Genomic DNA, 23,221 nt, shown 5'->3' with positions numbered 1-23,221 from the left:
GCGCATGCTCTCCCTCACGGTCCTGGTGGCGATCTGATCCAGAACCTAGGGAGGCCACCTGGTGGAGGCGTATCAGGAACCTATGACCAGGCTGTGAGGGCGTGACCTGCGGTTACGCGAGCGTGAGCAGCCCGTCGCGCACCAACCCGCGCACACTCGGCAGCACGTCCGCGGCGACGTCCTGCGCCGGGACCCCGAGCAGGGCTCCGAGCGCGCCGACGATCTGCCCGGCCGACAGGTCCCCGTCGCACGCGCCGACGAACCCGGCGAGCGCGGTCCCGGCCTGCACCGCGCGCCCGAACCCGCCGCCCTGCCGGAGCAGCACCACCTGGGGGTCGACCGCGCCGGGCGTCAGGTAGCGCTCCTCGGTGACGTCGGGTGCGACGACGAGGTGCGCGGCGGCGAGCACGTCGTCGGACGACGACGAGAGCCACGTCTCGGCTGCGAGCGACGCGGCGATCGCCGGCCCGAGCGGCTGCTGCACCGTGCCCGTGACCTCCTCGAGCCGGCGCATCGTCGCGACCCCGAGCGGCGGCCGGCGCAGCGTGATGATGCCGAACCCGATGGCCTCGACGTCCCGCGAGGCGAAGTCGTCGAGCCACGCGGCGTAGCGGGTGCGCCACGCGTCGAGGTCACGGTCCGGCGTGGTGCCACCGTCGCGGATCCAGGTCTCGGCGTACTGCGCCGGGTCCTGCAGCTCGCGCTGGACGACCCAGCCGTCGAGCCCGGAATCGTCGAGCCACTGCCCCACGCGCTCGTCCCAGGACGACCCGCGCGGCACCTCCCAGTTCCCGAGCATCTGCGCGACCCCGCCCGGCGCGAGCACCGAGCCCACGCCCGTCACGAGCTCGCGCACGATCGCGTCGCCCGCCCGGCCGCCGTCGCGGTACTCGTACGCCGGCACGTCGGCAGAGCGCGGCGTGATGACGAACGGCGGGTTGCTCACGACGAGGTCGAGCTCGCTGCCGGCCACGGGGTCGAGCATCGACCCGAGCCGCAGGTCGAGCTCCACGCCCGCGAGGGCCGCGTTGAAGCGCGTGAACGCCAGGGCGCGCTGCGAGATGTCCGTGGCGACGACCTGCTGCGCGTGGCGGCTCGCGTGCAGCGCCTGGATCCCGCACCCGGTCCCCAGGTCGAGCACGCGCCCAACCTCCGTTCGCACGGTGACCTGCGCCAACGTCGTCGACGCGCCGCCGACCCCGAGCACGTGGTCGGTCCGCAGCGCCCGGCCCGTGGCCAGCTCGCCGAGGTCGGACGCGATCCACCAGTCGACCTCGCCGTGGCCGTCGGCCGCGGTGTACGGCCGCAGGTCGACCAGGGCGCGGACCTCGTCGCCGGACTTCTCGAGCAGGCCGAGCCGTGCCGCGCCCTCGACACCCAGGCGCGGCAGCGCACGCTCCACGGCGTCGCCGGGGACCGTGAGCCCGAGCAGGAAGAGCCGCACCAGCGCCGCGAGGGGGTCCGAGCTCGCCGCGCTCGCCCGGAGCGCGGGCACCGGCTCCTCGCGGTGCAGCGCGTCCGCCGCGACGGGGCCCAGCAGCTCCTCGACGCCGACGACGCCGTAGCCCGTGGCCGTGAGGTCCGAGCGGAGGGTCTCGACGAGCGTCGGGTCAGGGTTCGGCGGGGTCATGCGCCCATTGTCGGGTGCGGATGCGCCGCGCGACGAGCGGGCGGACAGTGAGGGGGCCACCCGATGCCCGACGAGGGGAACGACCATGCCCGACGAGACGACCAGCCAGTTCGAGGGCGACTCCCCCGATCCCGTCGAGGCGGCGCCAGCGTCTCGCCCGGGCGACGAGGACCAGCCGCCGCAGGGGCCGACGCAGGAGGACACGCAGCGCAAGATCTACCCGACCGACCCGACGGGGGCCGAGCCGACATAGCTGTCAGCCCGCGGACGGACCGACCGTGACGACGGCGTGCGCCTTCTCGAGGTCGCGCCGCCAGGCGTCGGCGGCCTCGGCCGTGAGCCCGCTTGCTACGACGATGGGCGTCGACGGGACGCCGCCCGCCAGACGCTTGGCGGCCTCGTACTGGTAGCGATGGCGCAGCAGCGCGCCCGTCACCGCGCGGCGATCCGGGCCCACCTCGACGAGCGTGACGTGGACCGCCGTGACGGTTGTCGGGTTCGGAACGGACTTGATCTCGGGCGCGGGGCGCACGACCTTAAACGCCACGAGCTCGGCCAAGGGCAGGATCACGATGATGAAGAGCACGAAGCTCCAGTTACTGCCGATCCACGCGTCAGCGAGGGACATCAAGGGAAACGCCAAGACGAGCGTGACTAGGTAGGCCACGAGAAGGCGCCCGCGCGGCACCATCCCCCAGAACTCCGCTCTCATACCTGCCCCTTTCGTCACCGCGGACATGTTCCCAGCTCACGCGCACGGGCGCGTCACCCGACCGGGCGATGACGTCTGCCATCCGGACACCCGGCCGACGCCGCGGCGGTGCGCGCCCCCGTCGTCCTACGCTGCCGTTCGTGACCCGACTCGAACTCAGCTTCCTCACGTTCGTCCCGTACGACGACCCCGCCCGCGCCGCCGACTCCTTGCGCGACGCGGTCAACCTGTTCCAGTACGCCGAGGAGCTCGGCTACGACATCGGCTGGGTCCGCGTGCGGCAGCTCGAGCGGTTCCTGTCCTCGCCGTTCCCGCTGTTCGGCGCGATCGGGCAGGCCACGAGCCGTATCCGGTTCGGCACCGCGGTCCTGCCCATGCGGTACGCGGACCCGATCGGCGTCGCGCAGGACGCGGCCACGGTGGACCTGCTCTCGGGCGGACGCCTCGAGCTAGGCGTCGCGGGCGGCATCAAGCCCGCCTCGACGCTCCTCGACACGGTGCACGGCGCGAGCGAGCGCTCGTTCGACGACGAGTCGCAGGACCGCATCGCCCGCCTGCGCGCGGCGCTCGCCGACGAGCCCGTCGCCGTCGCGCCCGAGGGCGGCTTCCCCATCGCGCCGCCCGGCACGCCCCTGACCGTCACGCCGCACAGCCCGGGCCTGGCCGGCCGCGTCTGGTACGGCCCCGGCTCGGTCGAGACCGCGGTCCGCACCGGCGAGCAGGGCATGGACCTGCTGGTGTCGACCCTGAACACGAACGACGACGGCCGCTCGTTCGAGGAGGGGCAGCGCGACCAGATCGTGGCCTACCGCTCGGCGTTCGACGTGCCCGGCCGCACACCCCGTGTCGTCGCCGGGCGCATCGTCCTGCCGTCGGTCACGCCCGCCGACGACGAGCTGTTCGCCGACTACATCGCCTGGTATGCAGGCCGGTTCGACGAGCGCGGCCGGCCCAAGCAGGGTGGGTTCGGCGTGTTCAGCCCCACGCACCACGGGTCGCCCGACGAGGTCGTCGCGAGCCTGTCCGCAGACGTCGCGCTGCGGGAGGCCACGGGCCTGGACGTCGTGCTGCCCGCGGATGCGACCCACGCGATGAGCCGCCGCATCCTGGAGAACGTCGCGACGTCGGTCGCCCCGGCCCTGGGGTGGACGCCCGCGCGCTGACGGGCGACAGCACCCTGGTCCTCACGGCCCCACGGGGAGCATCATGAGGCACGAGCCGACGCGGCCTGCCCACCCCTGCGGGCAGGCCGCGTCCTGACATGACGACGGCCCCCGGGATTCCCGGGGGCCGTCGTCGTGCGACGCGTCAGGGGACGAGCGCGTCCTGCGCGGGCACCTGGTCCCGCTCGGCCTCGCGGTCCACGCGCGCCGCCCGCAGCCGGGACGCGACGACCGCCCCGAACGCGATGAGCGCGGCCACGATCGCGATGCCGAGGCGCAGCCCCGTGTTGGCGTCGGGGCCTACGGTCACCACGACCACGGCGGGGGCGATGAGCAGCGCCACGAGGTTCATCACCTTGAGCAGCGGGTTGATGGCCGGGCCGGCGGTGTCCTTGAACGGGTCGCCGACCGTGTCGCCGATGATGGCCGCGGCGTGGGCGTCGGAGCCCTTGCCGCCGTAGTGGCCGTCCTCGACGATCTTCTTCGCGTTGTCCCACGCGCCGCCCGCGTTGGCGAGGAACACGGCCATGAGCACGCCGGCACCGATCGCGCCGGCGAGGAAGCCCGCGAGCGGGCCGATGCCGAGGCCGAAGCCGACGGCGATCGGCGCGAAGGCCGCCAGGAGGCCGGGCGTGGCCAGCTCGCGCAGCGAGTCGCGCGTGCAGATGTCGACGACGCGGCCGTACTCCGGACGCTCCTCGTAGGTCATGATCCCGGGGTGGTCGCGGAACTGGCGACGCACCTCGAACACGATCGCGCCGGCGGCCCGGGTCACGGCGTCGATCGCCAGGCCCGAGAACAGGAACACGGTCGCGCCGCCGAGGATCACGCCGACGAGCGTGATCGGGCTGATGATCGAGTAGTTCATCATCGCCGCGGTCAGGTCGCTGAGCGGACCGCCCGCCACCTCGGCGGTCTTGGTCGCCACCGCGTCGGCATAGGAGCCGAACAGGGCGGTCGCGGCGAGCACGGCCGTCGCGATCGCGATGCCCTTGGTCACGGCCTTGGTGGTGTTGCCGACGGCGTCCAGGTCGGTGAGGATCTGCGCGCCCTCCTCGCTCACGTCGCCGGACATCTCCGCGATGCCCTGCGCGTTGTCGCTCACCGGGCCGAAGGTGTCCATGGCGACGATGACACCGACCGTGGTCAGCAGCCCGCAGCCCGCGAGCGCGATGAGGAACAGCGAGAGGCCGATGGACCCGCCGGCGATGAGGAAGACGCCGCAGATCGCCGCCGCGATGATGCCCGCCGTGTAGACCGCGGACTCGAAGCCGACCCCGATGCCCGAGAGCACCACGGTCGCCGCGCCGGTGCGGGTGGTCGCCGCGACGTGCAGCGTCGGCTTGCTCGTCGTCCCGGTGAAGTAGCCCGTGACCCACAAGATGATGCCCGCGAGCACGACGCCGATCGCGACCGCGAGCGACGCGATCAGGCGGGGGTCGCCGTCGTGGTCCGGCAGGTTGCCGTTCGTGAAGTCCGCGAAGGACGACGGCAGGTAGACGAACGCGGCGACCGCCGCGAGCACCACGCCGATGACGGCCGAGATGTAGAACCCGCGGTTGATGGCCGCCAGGCCCGACTCCTCGCCGCGCACCCGCGTGATGGCCACGCCGATCACGGCGACGATCGCCCCGACGGCCGTGACGATGAGCGGGAACACGAGGCCCTGCTCGCCGAACGCGGCCTTGCCGAGGATCAACGCGGCGACGAGCGTCACCGCGTACGACTCGAACAGGTCGGCCGCCATGCCGGCGCAGTCGCCGACGTTGTCGCCCACGTTGTCCGCGATGGTCGCGGCGTTGCGTGGGTCGTCCTCGGGGATGCCCTGCTCGACCTTGCCGACGAGGTCGGCGCCCACGTCGGCGGCCTTGGTGAAGATGCCGCCGCCGACGCGCATGAACATGGCGAGCAGCGCCGCGCCGAAGCCGAAGCCCTCGAGCACCGACGGCGCGTCCGCGCGGTAGATGAGCACGACGCTCGCGGCGCCGAGCAGGCCCAGGCCGACGACCGACATGCCGACGACGCCACCGGTGCGGAACGCGATCCGCGCACCCTCGGCCCGGCCGCCCTTCTCCGAGGCCGCCGCGGCGACACGCAGGTTGGCGCGCGTCGCGAGCCACATGCCGAGGAACCCGATCGACGCGGAGAACACCGCGCCGACGAGGAAGAAGATGGACCGTCCCCACTTGATGCCGGCGTCGCCGGGCAGCAGGAACAGCAACGCGCACACGACGACCGCGAAGAGGGCCAGCGTGCGGAACTGACGGTTGAGATACGCCGATGCGCCCTCCTGGACCGCTTTGGCGATCTCCTGCATCGACGCCGTGCCCTCACCGGCCGCGAGCACCTGGCGGCGCAGCACTGCTGCGATCACGAGCGCGGCTACCGCGATGGCGGCGATGACGGCGACGATCGTGATGCTCGTGGAACCGAGCTCGATCATGCATCCTCCTCGGAAGTCGGCGTGGTCCCCTGATCACGCCTCGCCCCACGGCCCCGTTGCCGCCGGACCCGGGCAGTCTAGTCACGCGCAACAGCCGGTCGGTGACGTGTCGGTAACGTCTACAACGATTCCTGCCCGGTGAGCGTCTTGGGCTGATGACGCCGGTCGCCCGACCCCGTCGTGGACCGGAGGACGGACGACGTGGACGACGACCCCCTGGCGGTGCTGGCGCGGGAGCGAGGCCGAGCCCTGTTCGGCTACGCCTACCTCGTCAGCGGCGACGCCCGCACCGCGGAGGACCTGGTCCAGGACGCCCTGGTCCGCACGTTCTCTCGTCGGCGCGCGGGGTTCACGCCCGACGACGCCGAGCGCTACGTGCGGCGCGCGATCCTGACCTGCTACCTCGACGGCGTCCGGCGCTCGCAGCGCTGGTCGCGCGTGCGCCACCTGCTCGGGTCGTCCGGCGACGTGGCCGACCCGGCGGTCGCCGTCGGGGCCGTCGTCGACGTCCGCTCGGCGCTCGCGACGCTGGCTCCCCAGGAGCGCGTCGCCGCCGTGCTGCGCTACTGCGAGGACCTCACGGTCCCCGAGGTCGCGGCCCGGATGGAGCTCGCCGAGGGCACCGTCAAGCGCTACCTGTCCACCGCCACCCGCAAGCTCACCGACCTGCTGGGCCCGCTGCCCGCGCTCGAGGAGCTCCCGGTCATGCAGGGAAAGGCCCGGTCATGAACGACCCGCTGCACCGCGCGCTGTCCGACGCCGAGGCGTCCGACGAGGCCGCCGGCTACACCGTGCCCGTCGCGCTGGTCCGCTCCCGGGTCCGACGCCGTCGTGCCGTCCGGGCCGGGGGCGTCGTCGGCGTCGCGGCCCTGGCGGTCGTGGCCGTCGTCGTCGCCACGCCGTCGTTCCTGCCGCGCACGCCCGCCGCCGATCCGCCGATCGGCCCTGCTCCCGGCGTGGTCGCCGACTGGCCCGCGCAGTTCGACCGGTGCGGGAAGCAGGTCGACGACGTGCTGGACGAGGCCGGCGGCCTGGCGCTGCGGGCCACCCTCGCCGCGGCGACGGGGAACGCGATCGCGGTGCACACCACGATGGCGGCACCCGAGTCCGTCACCGACGGCTGGATCTACGGCACCGAGCTCACCGTGGTCGACTCCGACGGCGTCGTCGTCGGGGTCCAGGAGGGACCGAGCGTGCCCGCTCTCGATGAGATCGACGCCTACTACGCCAACGTCCTGTTCGGGGGGGAGCCGTTCCCGCTCGAGTCCGACGACACGCTGCCGCTCGTCTCGTGCGAGCAGTACCCGAGCGGCAACGGCAGCATCGCGATCCCTGCCGGGAGCTACCGCCTGTGGGTCACGCAGACCGTCGGGTACTCCGGCAAGGACGTCTCGGGCAACGGGCGCGCGAGCACCGACCTGCCGCTCGTCGTCGGTGCGGGCGGCGAGCCGTCGCCCACAGCCGATGCCGCTGCCGCCGCCGCGCCGCCTGCCGACGACCTCTTCGCGTGCGGCAGGCCCGTCGACGTCTCGATCCACGCGCTCCCCGACGCGGCCGGCCTCGTGCTCGCCGCGGACACCCCGGAGTCGGATTGGTCGTCGACGGCGCCACCGTGGTCCGTGACGCTCGGGGCGTCGGGCGGGCGGACGATCGACGCGCGGACGGACTCGGCCGGCAGCCTCGCGCTGGTCGACGACGGGGTCATAGTCGGCTTCGTCGTCCCGGGCCGCGGGGCGCTGCGAGAACTGACCGTCGGACCCGACGCGACCGCAGAGCTCGACGGGCCGACGCTCGTGGTGCCGTGCGGAGCGGCCCAGCTGCGGGGCAGCTACGTCGCCTGGCCGTACGTCGTCGCCCAGCCCACCCGATCGGTCGATGCGGACGGTGTCGTCAGCACGCCTGCCTCGCCCGTCGTCGTCGTCGCGAACCCTCGGCAGGTCACGTTCGGCCTGTGACCGCGGCGTGGGCGGCGCGATACTCGCTCGTCGTCCCGTCCGTCCGGACGACCTGCAGCACGTGGTCCCGCACGCCCTCCTCGGCCAACGCCGCGGTCAGCTCGGCGACGTCGGCGTCGGTCAGCACGGTCGGGTCGACCGTCGTGCGCACCTGGACGTCGACCCCGGACTCCAGCACCAGCCGCAGCGACGCGAACGCCTGCGCGGCGCCGCCGCGCCCGGTGACCGCGTCGTACAACCGGGTCGGGGCCTTGACGTCGAACCCCACCCAGTCCACGTGCGGCAGCACTCGGGCGAGCGCCGCCGGGAACGCCCCGCCCGTGTGGAGGCCGACGCCGAACCCCGTGTCCCGGACCTCACGAGCCGCGTCGACCAGCCCGCGCTGCCGGGTCGGCTCCCCGCCGGAGAACACCACCCCGTCGAGCAGCCCGCGCCTCCTGCTCAGCAGGTCACGGATCCCGACCCACGGCACGACGCCGGGCGTGCGCGGATCGAGGATCGCCGCGTTGTGGCAGTAGGTGCAGCGCCACGGGCAGCCCTGCAGGAACACGGTTGCCACGAGCCGGCCGGGCCAGTCGCAGCTCGACATCGGCGTGATCCCGGCGATCGCGAGGTCGTCGGCCCGCCCCTCCGGCTGCTCGGTCGACGCGGGACTCGCGGCCGGGCCTCCCGGATCGGCCCGACCTAGCCGCACCTGTGACTGGCGAGCCAGGAGTGCCGCCGATCCGCTCTCACCAGCCACTCTGGTCACCAGTGCGGCTAGGTCGGTCGTCATCGCGCGAGCGCCGGCTCGCGGAACGGCGTGCGCTCCGCGTGCTCGCCCTTCTTGCCCACGTTGAACGAGCTCACGGGCCGGTGGTAGCCCATGACGCGGGTCCACACCTCGCACTCGCCGCCGCACGTGGGGCACGACGTGTGCTCGCCGGCCAGGTAGCCGTGCGACGGGCAGATCGAGAACGTCGGCGTCACTGTGAGGTACGGCAACCGGAAGGTCTCGAGCGCGCGCCGGACCAGCGCGCGGCACGCGTCGGGCGAAGACATCCGCTCGGCCATGTAGAGGTGCAGCACGGTGCCGCCGGTGTACCTGGTCTGCAGCTCGTCCTGCCGCGCGAGCGCCTCGAACGGGTCGTCCGTGAAGCCGACCGGGAGCTGCGAGGAGTTCGTGTAGTACGGGTTCTCGTCGGTCCCCGCCTGCAGGATGTCCGGCCAGCGCGACCGGTCCTCCTTGGCGAACCGGTACGTGGTGCCCTCGGCCGGGGTGGCCTCCAGGTTGTAGAGGTGGCCGGTGCTCTCCTGCAGCTCGACCATCCGCGCGCGCACGTGGTCGAGCAGCCGACGGGCCATCGCGTGTCCGGCGTCGTCGGTGATGTCAGCGGCGTCGCACGTGAAGTTGCGGACCATCTCGTTGATCCCGTTCACGCCGATCGTCGAGAAGTGGTTGTCCAGCGACGGCAGGTACCGCTGCGTGTAGGGGAACAGGCCCTCGTCGAGCAGCCGCGCGATGACCTCGCGCTTGAGCTCGAGGCTCGTGCACGCCAGGTCGATGAGTTCATCGAGCCGCGCCAGCAGCCCTTCCTCGTCGCCCCCGTACAGGTAGCCGAGCCGCGCGCAGTTGATCGTCACCACGCCGATCGAGCCCGTCTGCTCGGCCGACCCGAAGAGCCCGTTGCCGCGCTTGAGCAGCTCGCGCAGGTCGAGCTGGAGGCGGCAGCACATCGAGCGAACGTCGCCCGGGTTCATCTCGGAGTTGATGAAGTTCTGGAAGTACGGCAGCCCGTAGCGGGCCGTCATCGCGAACAGCGCGTCGGCGTTGGGGCTGTCCCAGTCGAAGTCCTGGGTGATGTTGTACGTCGGGATCGGGAACGTGAACACGCGCCCGGTCGCGTCCCCCTCGGTCATGACGTCCATGTAGGCGCGGTTGATCATGTCCATCTCGCGCTGCAGGTCCCCGTACGTGAAGTCGCACGGCTGCTCGCCGACGAACGGCACCTCCCCCGCCAGGTCCTGCGGGCAGATCCAGTCGAACGTCAGGTTGGTGAACGGCGTCTGCGTGCCCCAGCGGCTCGGCACGTTGAGGTTGTAGACGAGCTCCTGGATCCCCTGCCGCACCTGGGTGTAGCTGAGCCCGTCGGTCCGCACGTACGGCGCCATGTAGGTGTCGAAGCTGCTGAACGCCTGCGCGCCGGCCCACTCGTTCTGCATCGTCCCGAGGAAGTTGACGATCTGCCCGATGGCCGCGCTGAAGTGCTTGGCCGGGCGCGCGTCGACCTTGCCGGGGATCCCGCCGAGGCCCTCCTGCAGCAGCGTCCGCAGCGACCAGCCCGCGCAGTAGCCGGACAACATGTCGAGATCGTGGATGTGCAGGTCGCCCTCGCGGTGCGCCTGGCCGACCTCGGTCGGGTAGACGTGGCTGAGCCAGTAGTTGGCGATCACCTTGCCCGACGTGTTGAGGATCAGCCCGCCGAGCGAGTAGCCCTGGTTCGCGTTGGCGTTGACCCGCCAGTCGCTGCGCTCGAGGTACTCGTCGACCGCTCGCCCCACCTCGACGACCACCGGGTCCGCCATGTCGTGCTCCTTCGCCCGTCTCGCGGCGCCGGGCCCACATGTTGTGGTTGCCCTGGATGCGGACCGCAAGATGTGCGCATTTCTATGCCCGACGAGCGGCGGCCGGGGGGACCTAGGTCCCGCCGGCTCCACCCTTTGCTGGCCCCTCCCGGGCGCCGTCCGGCGTGTCGCCGGCGAACCCGTCTGGTGCGCGCGGCGTGTCGCTCGCGCACGGTCCGCGGCGCGCCCGCGTGGCTTCGCCCGACCGGCGCACGGCTCCGCCGATCAGTTCGCCGATTCGGCATCATCTCGCCGGTTGCAATCGGCGAGAAGATGCCGAATCGGCGAACCGATGGGCAGCAGCTGGCGATGAGGCGGGCGGCACCGGTTTGCGGGGCGGGTCGGGGCTGGGCGGAGCGGCGGGTCAGCGGGACGCGACGAAGCGGAGCGGGTCGCCCGGGCGGATCTGGGCCAGGCTGCCCAGGGCCGACGAGCGCACCACGGCCAGCACGGGATAGCCGCCCGTCACGGGGTGGTCGGCGCCGAAGACGACCGGGAGGCCGTTCGGCGGGATCTGCACCGCGCCGGGCACCAGCCCGATGGGCGGCAGCCCACGCCCCAGCGCATCCGGGCGGCGCTCGACGACCGGGCCGTCGAGCCGCAGCGCGACGCGGTCGCTCGCAGGCGTGGTCTGGTAGCCGCCCCGGGCCGTGAGCACGGCGAGCCCGTCGGCGAACCAGTCGGCGTGCGGGCCAGGGAGCACGGGGACGACGACCTCGTCGGGCCACGGCGGCACGGGCGCGAGATCGACCATCGGCAGCTCGTCGGGCGCGGGACCGACCGGGATCACGTCGCCCGCGGCCAGCGGAGCCGGACCCAGGCCCGCGAGCCGGTCGGCGGAGCGCGACCCCAGGGCCGCGGGCAGGGCGACGCCTCCCCGCACGGCGACGTACGTCCGCAGCCCCCGGGTCGCGTTCCCGACGACGAGCTCACCGCCGTCGGGGACCTCGATGACCGCATCTCGCCCGATCGGTCGACCGTCGAGCTCCGCCGGCCCCTCGGCGCCCGCCAGCGCGACGGTGACCGGGCCGCGTGCGCGCAGCCGGAGCCCGCCGAGCAGCACCTCGATCCCGGCCGCCGACTCGGGGTTGGCGACCAACCGGTTCGCCAGCCGCAGCGCACCGCCATCCGCCGCACCGGACCGCCCGACGCCGACGTGCGCCCAGCCCGGGCGGCCCAGGTCCTGGACCAGGGCGAGCATCCCGGGCGCGAGCACCTCGAGGGCGGTCAAAGGCCCGCCGCCAGCTCGCGCCCGGCACGGGATAGGTGGCGGCCGTCAGCGCCCGCCTCCAGCTCGCGTCCGGCACGGGGCGGGTGAGCGGTGGCCATCAGCCCGCCTCGACAAAGCGCACGCGCGTGCCCGGCGCGAGCAGCGCGGGTGGCTCGTGGTCGACGTCCCAGAGCGGGCGTTCACACCGGCCGATCAACCGCCAGCCTCCGGGGGTCGCCGCGGGGTAGACCGCGCTGAACTCGTCGGCGATCGCGACCGAACCCGCCAGGACGCGCTCGCGGGGACTCGGCCGCCGGGGCACGCGCAGGAGCGGGTCGAGCCCGACGAGGTACGCGAAGCCCGGCATGAACCCGCCGAACGCGACCGTGTACGTCGCTGCCGTGTGGCGCGCGACGACCTCGTCGGCCGACAGCCCCGTCAGGTCGGCGACCTCGTCCAGGTCCGGGCCGTCGTACGTGACCTCGAGCTCGACGACCGGGGCTGCCCGCTCCGCGACCGGCGCGGCCGGACCTGCCGGGAGAGCCCGCACGGCGGTGGCCAGGGCTGCGTGGTCGACCGCGCCGACGCCGCGCAGCAGGAGCGTCCGGGCGGCGGGCACCTGGTCGACGACCTCCGCGAACCGCCCCTCGCCCCGGGCTGCGCGGACCGCGGCGTCGAGCGCGCGGACCTGCGCGAGGTCGTCCAGCTCGACGAGCACGGCGTCGTCGCCGAACGGCAGGACCTTCACGCGAAGGCCCGCAGCTCGACCCCGGCACCCACCAGCACGGAGCGGACGCGGGCCGCCAGTGCGACCGCACCGGGAGTGTCGGAGTGCACGCACACCGACTCGGCCTCGACCGCCACGTCCCGCCCGTCGGCACCGCGCACGAGCCCGCGCGTCGCGATCCGCAGCACCCTCTCCGCGACCTCGTCCTCGTCGGTGACGAGCGCGCCGGGCTCGCCGCGGGGTACGAGCGTCCCGTCGGCCCGGTAGCCGCGGTCGGCGAAGGCCTCGGTCACGGTCCGCAGCCCCCGAGCACGGGCGAGCGCGAGCACGGCCGACCCTCGAAGGCCGACGACCGGCAGGTCGCCGATGCCGTCGACGACCGCCCGCGCGTGCCCCTCGTGGTGGACGACCGCGTTGTAGAGCGCACCGTGCGGCTTGACGTAGGCGACCCGCGCGCCGTTCGCCTGAGCGATCCGGCGGAGGATCTCGACCTGGGTCGCGACCTGCTCGCGCAACTCGTCGGCCGGGACGTCGACGAACCGACGGCCGAAGTTCTCCCGGTCGGCGTACGAGACGTGCGCGCCCACGCTCACTCCGCGTGCGGCCGCGGTCCGGCACACGTGCGCCATCACGCGCTCATCCCCCGCGTGAAAGCCGCACGCGACGTTCGCGCTGGTCACGATGCCCAGCAGCTGCGCATCGAGGCCGTCGACGCCCGGCGCCCAGGCGTCGAAGTCCTCGCCGAGATCGCAGTTGAGGTCGATGCGCGCCACCATGCGCCCAGCGTCCCAGAACCGTCGGGCCGGCGCGTCGCCCGCGCGCTCCAGTCACGCGCGCCGAGGTCGGAGGGTGGGCGACCGATGCGAGGATGGCGGCGTGGACCTGCTGGACGTGCTGGGGGCCGGCGGTCGTCGCACCGATCGGATCACCCACGTGCGCCACATCCCGGCCCGGCCGGGCGAGCACGCCGACTGGCCCGCGTGGGCCGACACCGACCTCGTCCAGGGCTACCGCGCCCTCGGCGTGGAGCGCCCGTGGGTGCACCAGGTGGCCGCCGCGGACGCGGCCTGGGCCGGGCGACACACGGTGCTGGCGACCTCGACCGGGTCGGGCAAGTCGCTCGCGTACTGGCTGCCCGCGCTGTCGAGCATCCGCGCCGACGCGGCAGGCGCCCTCCTGGACCCGGGCCGCATCGAGTCGGTCACTCGCCGCGGCAGCACCTTGTACCTCTGCCCGACCAAGGCGCTCGCCGCGGACCAGCTCGCCGCGCTCGACCGGCTGCTCACCGCCGGCCGCACGCGCGACGTGCGGGTCGCGACGTGCGACGGCGACACCTCGCTCGACGAGCGCCGCTGGGTCCAGGAGCACGCCGACGTCGTGCTCACCAACCCCGACTTCCTGCACTTCGCACTCCTCCCGCAGCACCGGCGTTGGGCACGCCTGCTCGGCTCGCTGCGGTACGTCGTGCTCGACGAGTGCCACGCGTTCCGCGGGGTGTTCGGCGCACACGTCGGTCTCGTCCTGCGTCGGCTGCGCCGGTTGGCCGCCGCGTACGGCTCGTCGCCCGTGTTCGTGCTCGCCTCGGCCACCACCGCGGACCCCGCCGCGAGCGCGGCGCGCCTCCTGGGGGTCTCGCCCGACGAGGTCACGGCCGTGACCGACGACGCCTCCCCCGCGGGCCGCAAGACGTTCGTCCTCTGGCGGCCGCCCGAGCTCCCCGGCACGCCGGGGCCGTGGTCCGAGCTGGTGCCGGACGACGACCCGTGGGCCACCCCGCTGCCCGTTCCTGCCCAGGCCACGAGGGCTGCCGACGACCTCGTCCCACCCGCGCCCGACGACGTCTGGCCGAGCTCTGCAGCTCCGGCCGAGGGCGCCGGACCGCTCGGGACCGGCGAGCGGCTCGTCGCCGACGCCACCGACCGGCCGCGGCGCACCGCGACCGCCGAGATCGCCGACCTGCTCACCGACCTCGTCGTCGCAGGCGCGCGCTCGCTCGCCTTCACGCGCTCGCGCCGCGGCGCGGAGTCGGTCGCCTCCGCGACCCGCTCGCACCTCTTCGAGGTCGACCCGTCGCTCGTCCGGGCGGTGTCCGCCTACCGCGGCGGCTACCTGCCCGAGGAGCGGCGCGAGCTCGAGCGCGCGATCCGCACCGGCGACCTGCGCGCGCTGGCCACGACGAACGCGCTCGAGCTCGGCGTCGACATCTCCGGGCTCGACGTGGTGCTCATCGCCGGCTGGCCCGGCACGCGTGTCTCGCTGTGGCAGCAGGCCGGCCGCGCGGGCCGCGCCGGCGCGGACGGGCTCGTTGCGCTCGTCGCACGGGAGGACCCCCTCGACACCTACCTCGTGCACCATCCCGAGGCGATCTTTGACGTCCCGGTCGAGGCCACGACGTTCGACCCCACCAACCCCTACGTCCTCGCCCCGCACCTGTGCGCCGCCGCCGCCGAGCAGCCGCTGCGGTTCGACGAGCTGGACCTGTTCGGCCCGCGGACGGCCGAGCTGCTCGACGAGCTCGTCGAGCGGGGGGCGCTCCGGCGACGCTCGTCGGGCTGGTACTGGACCCATGCCGAGCCGGCGTCGCGGCTGACCGACCTGCGCGGCGCGGGCGGCGACCCCGTGCGGGTCGTCGAGTCGGTCACGGGCCGCCTCCTCGGGACCGTCGACGCGGCATCCGCGGACTCCACCGTCCACCCCGGCGCGGTGTACGTGCACCAGGGGCTGATGTTCGTGGTCGACGAGCTGCACCTCGACGACGGCGTCGCACTGGTCACGCGCAACGACGTGGACTACGGGACGTGGGCGCGTTGGGTGACGTCGACCGAGATCGTCGCGGTCGAGCAGGAGGTCGCCTGGGGCCCGATCACGTGGGGCTTCGGCTCGGTCGACGTGACCACCCAGGTGCTCGGCTACCAGCGCAAGCGCATCCCGGACATGCAGGTGCTGGGCAGCAGCGAGCTCGACCTGCCCGCACGGACCCTGCGGACGACCGCGGTGTGGTGGACCGCTCCCGCCGCCGTGCTCGAGCAGGCAGGCGTCACCCTCGAGGCCGTGCCGGGTGCGCTGCACGCCGCCGAGCACGCGTCGATCGGGCTCCTGCCGCTGCTCGCCACGTGCGACCGCTGGGACCTCGGCGGCCTCTCGACCGCGCTGCACATCGACACCGAGGAGGCGACCGTGTTCGTGCACGACGCCTACCCGGGCGGCGCCGGGTTCGCCGAGCGCGGGTTCACCCTCGGCGCGACGTGGCTGCGCGCGACCCGGGACGCCATCGCCTCCTGCCGCTGCGCGACCGGCTGCCCCGCGTGCGTGCAGTCGCCCAAGTGCGGCAACGCCAACAACCCGCTCGACAAGGCCGCCGCCGTCCGGCTGCTCGACGCCGTCCTCACGCACGCGACGTCCTGACTCGTCGGGCCGCCTCGAGCCGGGGATGCCCAGATCGAGCCACGCCGAGTGCGCGGACACCCCGCCGGATCGACCCTCCCGGGCCACCCGGCCCGTCATGACCGGCCGCTCACGACGACGGCCCCGCGCGAGCGTGCGCAGTCGCCGCACCCGCGGGCGACGGGGCCGAGACGACGACCGTCACCACGCCGCCCGCGAGCGCGTCGCAGTCGACGAGCCGGCCGCCGTTGCGCCGCACCGCCTCAGCCGCGACGCCGCACGGGTCGCCCCACCCGTCGCGCCAGGCCGAGGCGGCAGCGAGGGCTGCGAGATCGGCGGCGCTCTGCGCCCGACTGCGAGCGCCCTGGGCAGCGGCCAGGAGCCCGAGCACCACGGCGACGAGGCCGAGCACACCGACGACCGCCAGCAGCAGCACCGTCCCCGAGCCGCGCTCAGGAGGGCCGGTCGCGCGCCTCACGGGCGCACGACCGCGCTCGGGGCGGGCGCCGCACCGAGCGACGGCTCCACCCGCGCCACGGACGACGCGCTCGCACGCAGCGCACCACCGCCGAACGGCAGCCCAGCGACGTCCGCGCTGACCGTCACCGTCACCCACCCGCCGGCCGTCGCGATCGCCACCCTCGCCCCGTCGCCGGCCACCCGGCGGGCGTCGACAGCCGCATCCTCGGACCCCAGAGCGGCGGCCCTCGCGCCGGCACGAGCACCGTCCGCGCACCGCAGCTGCGTGATGCCGGCGGCCGCGACCGTCAGGACGGCGACGAGCAGCAGCACCACGCCGGGCAGCCCGACGGCGAGCTCGGCGGTGACCGAGCCCCGATCGCGGCCGTCGGCGACGCTCACAGCGAGAGCGCCTGCCGCACGATCCCCATCAGCAGCCCGCGCACCTCGTTGCCCTTGAGGATGACGACGAGCAGGCCCGCGAAGCCGACTGCCGCGAGCGTCGCGATCGCGTACTCGGCGGTCGCCATCCCCGCCTCGCGCAGCTCACCCTGCACCGCCCGGCTCACCCTGTCCACCACGACCTGCAGGTGCCGGCCGCGGGCGACCGGCCGCAAGTCCGTGCGCGGGCGGGCGGCGCGCAGGCGTCGGCGGACGTGGAGCTCGTCGGGCTCCTCGGCGCCACGCCGCTCGTCGATCCCCGGCCCGTCGTCGGAGGTGGCCTCGCTGTGCGTCGACCGGTCGACGATGCCGGCGGCCACGACCCCGCCGGCCAATTCGCCGTGCACGACGGTCGGGCCACCGCGCAGGACGCCTCGAGAGCCGTCACGCGGCTCGTCGCCAGCGCCGTCGCTAGGTTCGTCGGTCGGCTCGTCGCGCGGATCGTCGCGCGAATCGTCGCGCGGATCGTCGCGCGCGTCGTCGACCTGCCCCGAGAGGCTCGTAGGCGGCATCGTCGGCCGCACGTCCAGCAGGGTCCTCATCGCTCCTCCAACCACTCCAGCGCGCCGGACCTCGACGCCCACCCAGGCTGCGACGTCGCGACGGTGCGCCGCGGGCACGCAGGCCGATTCCGTGGACGACGGACGCTCACCGCGGGGCTGTGGTCGGCTGGGCGCGGGTCGAGGCTCATCCGAGCAGCCCCGCCGCCAGGCTGAACACGAGCGGCACGAGCCCGAGCAGCACGAACGCGGGCAGGAAGCAGAGCCCGAGCGGCAGCACCAGGTGCACACCGAGCGTCGCGGCCGCCGCCCGGGTCCGGCTCCGTCGCTCGGCACGGATCCGTGCGGCCCGCGCGCGCAGGGCGGGTCCCGGCGCGACGCCCGAGGTCCAGGCGGGCTCGAGGCCGTCGGCGAGGTCGCGAACTGCTGCGGGGCTCCCGGACCACGCCGCGGACCACGAGGCGCCGAGCACGAGCGCACCGCCCGCGCGCACCAGCACCGCACCGACCGGACCGCCCATCAGCTCGCCGACGGCTTGCAGAGCCCGCGGGATCGGCGCCCCGGCACTCAGCGCCGCGTCCACGACGTCGAGCAGCAGCGCCTCGTCGATGCCGACCGCAGCACGTCCGTGCGGAGCCGGGTCGACGGCGGGTGGTAGCCGCCGAGCGCGCCCGGCACCGGGCCGCCCCGAGCCGACCCACGGCGCCGAGGACAGGACCGCCGCGACGACGCACACCAGCGCTACCTCGCTCACCCGCCGACCCGGCCCGCGCCGGCGCGCCGCAGCAGGCCCCGCGTCCAGAGCCGCCCCAGCACGAGCAGCCCGGCCCCGAGAACGGCCGACGCCGTCCCGATGCCTCCGCCGAGCACGACGGCCAGCGGATCCGCGCCCAGCAGCCCCGCCACGACGAGCCCCAGCACGGGCAGCCACGCGAGGACTCGCGCGGTGGCCCGCGGTCCCGCGAGCGCAGCATCCAGTTCCGCCGCCGCCTCCTCTTCGGCCGCGACGGAACCCGCGACGTGCTCCAGGACGCCCGCCAGCGGCGCGCCCAACGACCGTGCGACCCCCGCGGCCACGACCACGGCCGCCGCCCGACTCGCGTCGCCACCCCCGGCACTGCGGCGTCGCGCGGGCCCGACCAATGCGGATACGTCCGGCACCCCGTCGCGTACGGAGACTCCGGGCCCGAGCGCGCGCCGCCAGGAGTCCTCGGGCGACGACCCCGCCCGCAGCTGGGCGGCCACGACGAGCAGTGCCGCCGAGAGCACGACCGGGCGCGCGTCGTCCCGCGCGCGCAGCCGGATCGACCGCCCGCGGCGCCGACGAGGCAGCCCGAACCACGTGAGCACCCCGACGATCACCGCGGCGCCGATCACGCGGCCCCCGCTCGCCTGCCCGACGCGAGCCCCCACCGCTCCGCGAGCGCGGGCCACGCCGTCCCCCGCACGGTCGCGCCGCCGGGGTCGGCGCTGATGGCCGTCGCCACCTCCAGGCCGTCGGGCGAGCGCCGGACGACGCCGACCTCCGCCAGGTAACGGGCCGGGCCGGACCGCCGCACGTGCAGCACCGCGTCGAAAGCGCTGGCCGCCTGCGCGTGCACCGCCTCGCGGCTCAGACCCGCGAGCGATCCGAGAGCCTCCAGCCGCGACGGCACGTCGGCCGCCGCGTTGGCGTGCAGGGTCGCGCAGCCGCCGTCGTGGCCGGTGTTCAGCGCGGTCATCACGTCGCCGACCTCGGCCCCACGGCACTCCCCCAGGACGATTCGGTCGGGCCGCATCCGCATCGCGTGCCGGACGAGGTCGCTGAGATCGACGCGCCCTGCGCCGTCGACGTTCGGGCGCCGCGCGACGAGCCGCACGAGGTGCGGGTGGCCGCACTCGAGCTCGCCGGCCTCCTCGATCAGCACGATGCGCTCGTCGGGCGGCACCACGGCGAGCATCGCCGCGAGCAGCGTGGTTTTGCCGGCCCCGGTCGCACCGCACACCAACAGGTTCGCGCGCCGCTCGACGAGGGTGCGGAGCACGGGCGCGAGCGGCGGCGCCAGCGTCCCCGACGCCACCAGGGCGTCGAGCGAGAAGGCCCGCCGTCGCACCGCGCGGAGGCTGATGAGCGTGCCGCCGTCGGCGACCGGCGGAAGCACCGCGTGCAGCCGGGTGCCGTCGGGCAGCCGCGCGTCGACGGCGGGCTCGGCGTCGTCGAGCCGCGCTCCGCCGGCTGCCGCGAGGCGCACGGCCAGGGCGCGGACGTCGGCGGGCGAGCCGAGGTCGACGTCGGTGTGCGCGAGGCGCCCGGCTCGTTCCACCCAGACGTCGCGCGGTCCGTTGACCAGCACGTCCGTCACCTCGCGGTCGTCGAGCAGCGCCTGCAGCGGGCCGGCGCCGAGCATCGCGTCGCGGACGTCCCGGACGAGCTCCGCCGCGGCCGACGAGCCCAGCAGCCGCCCTCGCGACCGGGCTGCGTCCTCGACCGCCCGCGCGATGGCCTCGTCAGACACCGCTCCCGCACCGCCGAGCGCGGCACGGACCGCGTGGAGGATCTCGTCGCCGCTCACCTCGCCGGCCGATCGACCGCGCGGAGGACCGCCGAGACCACGCGGGCGGTCCGCCCAGCCACCCGGAGGCCGCCGTGCTCGATCGACGACGCGACCCGTGCGTCGTCGCGCCAGCTCACCGCGACCGGCAGCCCCAGCGCTCGTCCGACCTCGGCCACGCCCATCCCACCAGGCGCCGGCCCGCGCACGACGAGCACCACCGGGACACCCGGGAGGCGTGCCAGGAGCGCCAGAGCGCCGGCCACGGCGGCGAGGTCGCGCGGAACGACGACCACCACGACGTCGCACGGCACCGACCTGCCCGCGAGCACCTCGCCGCGATCCAGGTCGAGCACAACGGCCCCGAGCACGGCACCGAGTCCGCGGAGCACGTCCCGCACGACGTCGTCGTCCGGCACGCCCGCGCCCGACGAGGACGCACCGAGGACCGCGCACGACCCCCACCTGGGCAGCAGCTCGACGACATCGACGCCCTGCACCTCGCCGCGGGCTCCGGCCAGGTCCGGCCACCGCCCGCCCGGCACGCGCTCGGTCCCGAGGAGCAGGTCGAGGCCGACCGACCCGCGGTCCAGGGAGACCAGTGCCGCCGCGGTCTCGCGTGACAGGCGCTGCGCGAGACCCGCTGCGAGCACCGACGCCCCCACACCGCCCCGCGCACCGAGCACGCCGACGACCCGCGCCGCCGGACGTCTCGGGGGTGCGGGCTGCGCGGCGCGCACGGGCCACTCGACGACATCCATCGCCCGAGCCTCCCCTCGCGCGCAGCGCGAGAACCGGGGGCGAGGCGATCTGTGGACGGACGCGTCGACGACGGGGGCCTGTGGTCGGCTCGGCGAACCAGCGGGCCGGAGTTCAGCCGTCGCGATGTGGGTGCCGCGGGCTACGCTCGCCGCGACCGCACATCCCCGACGCGCGCACCGAAAGCAGACCCGGACCAGCATGGACGCCCATCCGAGCACGGCCACCCGCGAGGCGGCGTTCTTCGACCTGGACAAGACGATCATCGCGACGTCGTCGGCCACCGCGTTCTCGCGGGGGTTCCTCGCGCAGGGCATGCTCACGCGCCGCAAGGTCCTGCGCACGGCCTACGCGCAGCTCGTCTACCTCATGGGCGCGGCCGACGAGGACCAGACCGAGCGCCTACGCGTCCAGCTCTCCCGCAACGTGGCCGGCTGGGAGGTCTCGCAGGTCTCGGCCGTCGTCGCCGAGACCCTGCACGAGGCCATCGACCCCACCGTCTACGCCGAGGCGGTCGCGCTCATCGAGCAGCACCACGCCGCCGGCCGCGACGTGGTGATCGTGTCCGCCTCGAGCAGCGAGATCGTCGAGCCGATCGCCGCCGTGCTCGGCGCGGACCACGTCATCGCCTCACGCATGGCCGTCACCGCCGGCCGATACACAGGCGAGATCGACTTCTACGCCTACGGCGAGAACAAGGCGATCGGCATCCGCGAGCTCGCGGAGCGCGAGGGTTACGACCTGTCGCGCAGCTTCGCGTACTCCGACTCGATCACCGATGCACCGATGCTCGGCGTCGTCGGCCACGGCTTCGCGGTCAACCCCGACCGCACGCTTCGCCGCCTGGCCGAGCAGGAGGGGTGGGGGGTCCTGGCCTTCAGCCGACCCGTCGCACTCTTCGCGTTCGCGCGACGACCCGCCTCGATCGCGGCAGTGGGCGTCGTGGCGCTGGTCGCCGCCGGGCTCGCGGTCGGCTGGTACCTCGGCCGACGACGCGCCCGCGGCTGACCCCCCGCGCTGTCCGCATCACGGGATTCGCGTCCCACCATCCGACATCCCGAACCGGTCGACCTGCACCGACGCCGCCAGCCCTTCCCATCGGCCGGATCGGGGAGTACCACAAGAGTCACAACTGCATGACCGCGAGGTACCCACGCGCAGGAGAGCCCACCTATGGGCAGTTCGACCGGGCTGGACCCGTTGCGAACCACACAGAGCGCGCTTGATCACTTCCGGTCGCAGGCGGAACGGCGGCGCCCCTCGGGACGCCGCCGTTGTGTGTGTCCGGCCGCCGGCACGCCGACGCGGGCGCGACGGATCGCAGGTTCCGCGACAGGTCGCCGATTGCAACCAGCGACTTCTCGACGAACCAGCGACCTGTCAGCGGGGCGCCGAGCGGGCGAGCGGGAAGGTCCGCGCAGCGTCAGCCCGGCGAGAGCGACCCCGCCAGCACGGAGTCCGCCACGTCCCGTGCCGCCGCAGCTCCGGAGTCGACCCCGTCGGCGCACAGCACGATCCACCGCGCGACGGCGGCGGCGTCCCCGGTCGCAAAGCCCGCGGCACCCCCCAGGTACGGGTTCGGCGACGCGGCCCATCCGGCCGAGCAGATCACCGACCCCGTCGGGTCGAGGCCGCGCGACGTGAGCAGCAGCCGGAACACCGCCCGGGCCACGACCCCGTTCCCCGCGACGAACGGCCGCAGCGTCAGCAGCTCACCGTGCACGACGGCAGCGACGACGAGGGCAGGAGCGCGCGACGCCTCGACCAGCGACCCGAGCAGTGCCAGCCGCGCAGCCAGCTCCTCACCGGTGGGCGCAGAGCCGAGGCCCGTCAGGTCCTGGGGATCGGCAGACGAACGCAGCCGCCCGAGGTCCGCGTCCGCGACGAGCCCCGACGCCGCTGCGGCGTGCACCCGCGCGAGCAGCTGCCCGAACGGCGGCAGAGGCGGGGTGTCGCGGGCACCGAGGTCGGGCATGAGCGACTCGACGAGCGCCGACGCGCGCAACGCCCCACCGGCCAGCACGAAAGGGAGGCCCGCGGGTGCCGGGGAGCCGACCGCGAGCGACCGCACGGCCTCGAGCGGCACACGTCCCCCGTCGAGCGCCGCACTTGCCCGCGCGGACCGGATCCCCGCCTCGGCGCGGACCTCGCGCCAGCGGCGGCGGTACGCCTCGTGCCAGCGCAGCTCCTCGCAGGCCGTCCGAGCCCGCGCGAGCGAGTCGGCGACGCCGGGCAGGTCGGCCAGGGCGGCGAGCGGGTCCACGCCCGCCACCCTAGGAGACGACGTCAGACCGCCTGTGCGATCCGCACGCTGTTCCCCGACGGGTCGCGGAACGCGCAGTCGCGCGGCCCCCAGTCCTGGTCGATGGGCTCCTGCAGCACCTCGGCGCCGAACGCCAGCAGGTTCTCGAAGGTGGCGTCCACGTCCGACGAGCTGAACACGAGGAACGGCAACGAGCCCTTGGTGAGCAGCTCCTGCAGCGCATCGCCGTCGGCCTGCGAGCGGCCCGCGTGCGGGACGGAGATGACGATGCCGAGGCCGGGCTGCGTGTCGCTGCCGAGGGTGACCCAGCGGAAGTCGCCGGAGGCCACGTCGTTGAGGATCTTCATGCCGAGCGCCTCGTAGAAGGAGATCGACTCGTCGACGTCGTTGACGGTCACATTGGTGTACTTCAGCGAGATGTTCATGGCCACGACCCTAGA

23 protein-coding genes are annotated in these 23,221 nt (G+C 74.4%); 6 read left to right on the top strand and 17 right to left on the bottom strand.

What is annotated here, in order from left to right:
- Window positions 1-112: 112 nt before the first annotated feature.
- Window positions 113-1,630 (bottom strand): DUF7059 domain-containing protein, encoded by a 1,518-nt coding sequence (locus D1825_RS15560; RefSeq protein ID WP_118768329.1) that lies wholly within the window; start codon window positions 1,628-1,630, stop codon window positions 113-115.
- Window positions 1,631-1,715: 85 nt separating this feature from the next.
- Between D1825_RS15560 and D1825_RS18310 the strand changes: the two genes are divergently transcribed.
- Window positions 1,716-1,883, top strand: coding sequence for a hypothetical protein (locus D1825_RS18310; RefSeq protein WP_158580754.1), 168 nt, complete (start codon window positions 1,716-1,718; stop codon window positions 1,881-1,883).
- Between the two features lie 3 nt (window positions 1,884-1,886).
- Here the strand turns inward: D1825_RS18310 and D1825_RS15555 are convergent, their stop codons facing one another.
- The gene (locus D1825_RS15555; RefSeq protein ID WP_147356276.1) at window positions 1,887-2,369 is read right to left on the bottom strand and encodes a hypothetical protein; all 483 of its coding nucleotides are present in this window, start codon (window positions 2,367-2,369) and stop codon (window positions 1,887-1,889) included.
- A gap of 113 nt (window positions 2,370-2,482) precedes the next feature.
- On the opposite strand from D1825_RS15555, the gene D1825_RS15550 reads away from it, so the two are divergent.
- Window positions 2,483-3,505 (top strand): LLM class flavin-dependent oxidoreductase, encoded by a 1,023-nt coding sequence (locus tag D1825_RS15550; RefSeq protein ID WP_158580752.1) that lies wholly within the window; start codon window positions 2,483-2,485, stop codon window positions 3,503-3,505.
- A gap of 145 nt (window positions 3,506-3,650) precedes the next feature.
- On the opposite strand, the gene D1825_RS15545 is transcribed toward D1825_RS15550, so the two are convergent.
- Window positions 3,651-5,948 (bottom strand): sodium-translocating pyrophosphatase, encoded by a 2,298-nt coding sequence (locus D1825_RS15545; protein WP_118768326.1) that lies wholly within the window; start codon window positions 5,946-5,948, stop codon window positions 3,651-3,653.
- 201 nt (window positions 5,949-6,149) lie between these two features.
- Here D1825_RS15545 and D1825_RS15540 point away from each other — a divergent pair, with 201 nt between their 5' ends.
- Window positions 6,150-6,677 (top strand): RNA polymerase sigma factor, encoded by a 528-nt coding sequence (locus D1825_RS15540; RefSeq protein WP_118768325.1) that lies wholly within the window; start codon window positions 6,150-6,152, stop codon window positions 6,675-6,677.
- On the top strand, window positions 6,674-7,903 hold the full coding sequence (locus D1825_RS15535) for a hypothetical protein (protein ID WP_118768324.1): 1,230 nt from the start codon (window positions 6,674-6,676) through the stop codon (window positions 7,901-7,903). Before D1825_RS15540 ends, D1825_RS15535 begins: the two co-directional genes overlap by 4 nt.
- Here D1825_RS15535 and D1825_RS15530 read toward each other — a convergent pair.
- The 5 genes from D1825_RS15530 to D1825_RS15510 all read right to left on the bottom strand — a co-directional run bounded on the left by D1825_RS15530 (window position 7,887) and on the right by D1825_RS15510 (window position 13,220).
- Window positions 7,887-8,597 carry an anaerobic ribonucleoside-triphosphate reductase activating protein gene (locus D1825_RS15530; protein ID WP_407643340.1) on the bottom strand — a complete coding sequence of 237 codons (711 nt, stop codon included), beginning with the start codon at window positions 8,595-8,597 and terminating at the stop codon, window positions 7,887-7,889. The genes D1825_RS15535 and D1825_RS15530 overlap by 17 nt on opposite strands.
- Window positions 8,598-8,674: 77 nt before the next feature.
- Entirely contained in the window at window positions 8,675-10,468 is a 1,794-nt protein-coding gene (locus tag D1825_RS15525; protein ID WP_118768322.1) for a ribonucleoside triphosphate reductase, read from the bottom strand.
- 403 nt (window positions 10,469-10,871) lie between these two features.
- On the bottom strand, window positions 10,872-11,738 hold the full coding sequence (locus tag D1825_RS15520) for a 5-oxoprolinase subunit C family protein (RefSeq protein WP_118768321.1): 867 nt from the start codon (window positions 11,736-11,738) through the stop codon (window positions 10,872-10,874).
- Between the two features lie 97 nt (window positions 11,739-11,835).
- Window positions 11,836-12,465, bottom strand: coding sequence for a 5-oxoprolinase subunit B family protein (locus D1825_RS15515; protein WP_118768320.1), 630 nt, complete (start codon window positions 12,463-12,465; stop codon window positions 11,836-11,838).
- Window positions 12,462-13,220: a LamB/YcsF family protein gene (locus D1825_RS15510; protein ID WP_118768319.1), complete on the bottom strand. Its 759-nt coding sequence runs from the start codon at window positions 13,218-13,220 to the stop codon at window positions 12,462-12,464. Before D1825_RS15510 ends, D1825_RS15515 begins: the two co-directional genes overlap by 4 nt.
- A 100-nt stretch (window positions 13,221-13,320) precedes the next feature.
- On the opposite strand from D1825_RS15510, the gene D1825_RS15505 reads away from it, so the two are divergent.
- Window positions 13,321-15,849 (top strand): DEAD/DEAH box helicase, encoded by a 2,529-nt coding sequence (locus D1825_RS15505; protein WP_233549937.1) that lies wholly within the window; start codon window positions 13,321-13,323, stop codon window positions 15,847-15,849.
- A 109-nt stretch (window positions 15,850-15,958) separates the two neighbouring features.
- On the opposite strand, the gene D1825_RS15500 is transcribed toward D1825_RS15505, so the two are convergent.
- The 7 genes from D1825_RS15500 to D1825_RS15470 form a co-directional block, all read right to left on the bottom strand.
- A complete protein-coding gene (locus D1825_RS15500) occupies window positions 15,959-16,306 on the bottom strand; it encodes an Rv3654c family TadE-like protein (protein ID WP_118768317.1) in 348 nt (115 codons plus the stop codon).
- Window positions 16,303-16,689: a TadE family type IV pilus minor pilin gene (locus tag D1825_RS15495; protein ID WP_118768316.1), complete on the bottom strand. Its 387-nt coding sequence runs from the start codon at window positions 16,687-16,689 to the stop codon at window positions 16,303-16,305. The genes D1825_RS15500 and D1825_RS15495 overlap by 4 nt, the downstream gene beginning before the upstream one ends.
- Window positions 16,686-17,270: a DUF4244 domain-containing protein gene (locus D1825_RS18680; RefSeq protein WP_233549936.1), complete on the bottom strand. Its 585-nt coding sequence runs from the start codon at window positions 17,268-17,270 to the stop codon at window positions 16,686-16,688. Before D1825_RS18680 ends, D1825_RS15495 begins: the two co-directional genes overlap by 4 nt.
- 145 nt (window positions 17,271-17,415) lie before the next feature.
- Entirely contained in the window at window positions 17,416-17,982 is a 567-nt protein-coding gene (locus D1825_RS15485; protein ID WP_118768315.1) for a type II secretion system F family protein, read from the bottom strand.
- Window positions 17,979-18,605 (bottom strand): type II secretion protein F, encoded by a 627-nt coding sequence (locus D1825_RS15480; RefSeq protein ID WP_233549935.1) that lies wholly within the window; start codon window positions 18,603-18,605, stop codon window positions 17,979-17,981. The genes D1825_RS15485 and D1825_RS15480 overlap by 4 nt, the downstream gene beginning before the upstream one ends.
- The gene (locus tag D1825_RS15475) at window positions 18,602-19,780 is read right to left on the bottom strand and encodes a TadA family conjugal transfer-associated ATPase (protein ID WP_118768314.1); all 1,179 of its coding nucleotides are present in this window, start codon (window positions 19,778-19,780) and stop codon (window positions 18,602-18,604) included. Before D1825_RS15475 ends, D1825_RS15480 begins: the two co-directional genes overlap by 4 nt.
- The gene (locus tag D1825_RS15470; RefSeq protein ID WP_118768313.1) at window positions 19,777-20,520 is read right to left on the bottom strand and encodes a pilus assembly protein FlpE; all 744 of its coding nucleotides are present in this window, start codon (window positions 20,518-20,520) and stop codon (window positions 19,777-19,779) included. The genes D1825_RS15475 and D1825_RS15470 overlap by 4 nt, the downstream gene beginning before the upstream one ends.
- A gap of 199 nt (window positions 20,521-20,719) precedes the next feature.
- Between D1825_RS15470 and D1825_RS15465 the strand changes: the two genes are divergently transcribed.
- Entirely contained in the window at window positions 20,720-21,526 is an 807-nt protein-coding gene (locus D1825_RS15465; RefSeq protein WP_233549934.1) for an HAD family hydrolase, read from the top strand.
- A 415-nt stretch (window positions 21,527-21,941) separates the two neighbouring features.
- On the opposite strand, the gene D1825_RS15460 is transcribed toward D1825_RS15465, so the two are convergent.
- Window positions 21,942-22,781: a Fic family protein gene (locus D1825_RS15460; RefSeq protein ID WP_118768311.1), complete on the bottom strand. Its 840-nt coding sequence runs from the start codon at window positions 22,779-22,781 to the stop codon at window positions 21,942-21,944.
- A 23-nt stretch (window positions 22,782-22,804) separates the two neighbouring features.
- Window positions 22,805-23,206 carry a VOC family protein gene (locus D1825_RS15455; RefSeq protein ID WP_118768310.1) on the bottom strand — a complete coding sequence of 134 codons (402 nt, stop codon included), beginning with the start codon at window positions 23,204-23,206 and terminating at the stop codon, window positions 22,805-22,807.
- Window positions 23,207-23,221: the final 15 nt, after the last annotated feature.

It is taken from the genome of Cellulomonas rhizosphaerae (assembly GCF_003470205.1).
GTDB lineage: Bacteria > Actinomycetota > Actinomycetes > Actinomycetales > Cellulomonadaceae > Cellulomonas > Cellulomonas rhizosphaerae.
This window is presented reverse-complemented; position numbering and strand designations above follow the sequence as displayed.

What these genes read in the sequence shown, in the direction of transcription:
- D1825_RS15560 (WP_118768329.1), bottom strand. Translation starts at nt 1,630, where the DNA reads ATGACCCCGCCGAACCCTGACCCGACGCTCGTCGAGACCCTCCGCTCG.
- D1825_RS18310 (WP_158580754.1), top strand. Translation starts at nt 1,716, where the DNA reads ATGCCCGACGAGACGACCAGCCAGTTCGAGGGCGACTCCCCCGATCCC.
- D1825_RS15555 (WP_147356276.1), bottom strand. Translation starts at nt 2,369, where the DNA reads ATGTCCGCGGTGACGAAAGGGGCAGGTATGAGAGCGGAGTTCTGGGGG.
- D1825_RS15545 (WP_118768326.1), bottom strand. Translation starts at nt 5,948, where the DNA reads ATGATCGAGCTCGGTTCCACGAGCATCACGATCGTCGCCGTCATCGCC.
- D1825_RS15535 (WP_118768324.1), top strand. Translation starts at nt 6,674, where the DNA reads ATGAACGACCCGCTGCACCGCGCGCTGTCCGACGCCGAGGCGTCCGAC.
- D1825_RS15525 (WP_118768322.1), bottom strand. Translation starts at nt 10,468, where the DNA reads ATGGCGGACCCGGTGGTCGTCGAGGTGGGGCGAGCGGTCGACGAGTAC.
- D1825_RS15510 (WP_118768319.1), bottom strand. Translation starts at nt 13,220, where the DNA reads ATGGTGGCGCGCATCGACCTCAACTGCGATCTCGGCGAGGACTTCGAC.
- D1825_RS18680 (WP_233549936.1), bottom strand. Translation starts at nt 17,270, where the DNA reads ATGAGGACCCTGCTGGACGTGCGGCCGACGATGCCGCCTACGAGCCTC.
- D1825_RS15470 (WP_118768313.1), bottom strand. Translation starts at nt 20,520, where the DNA reads ATGGATGTCGTCGAGTGGCCCGTGCGCGCCGCGCAGCCCGCACCCCCG.
- D1825_RS15465 (WP_233549934.1), top strand. Translation starts at nt 20,720, where the DNA reads ATGGACGCCCATCCGAGCACGGCCACCCGCGAGGCGGCGTTCTTCGAC.
- D1825_RS15455 (WP_118768310.1), bottom strand. Translation starts at nt 23,206, where the DNA reads ATGAACATCTCGCTGAAGTACACCAATGTGACCGTCAACGACGTCGAC.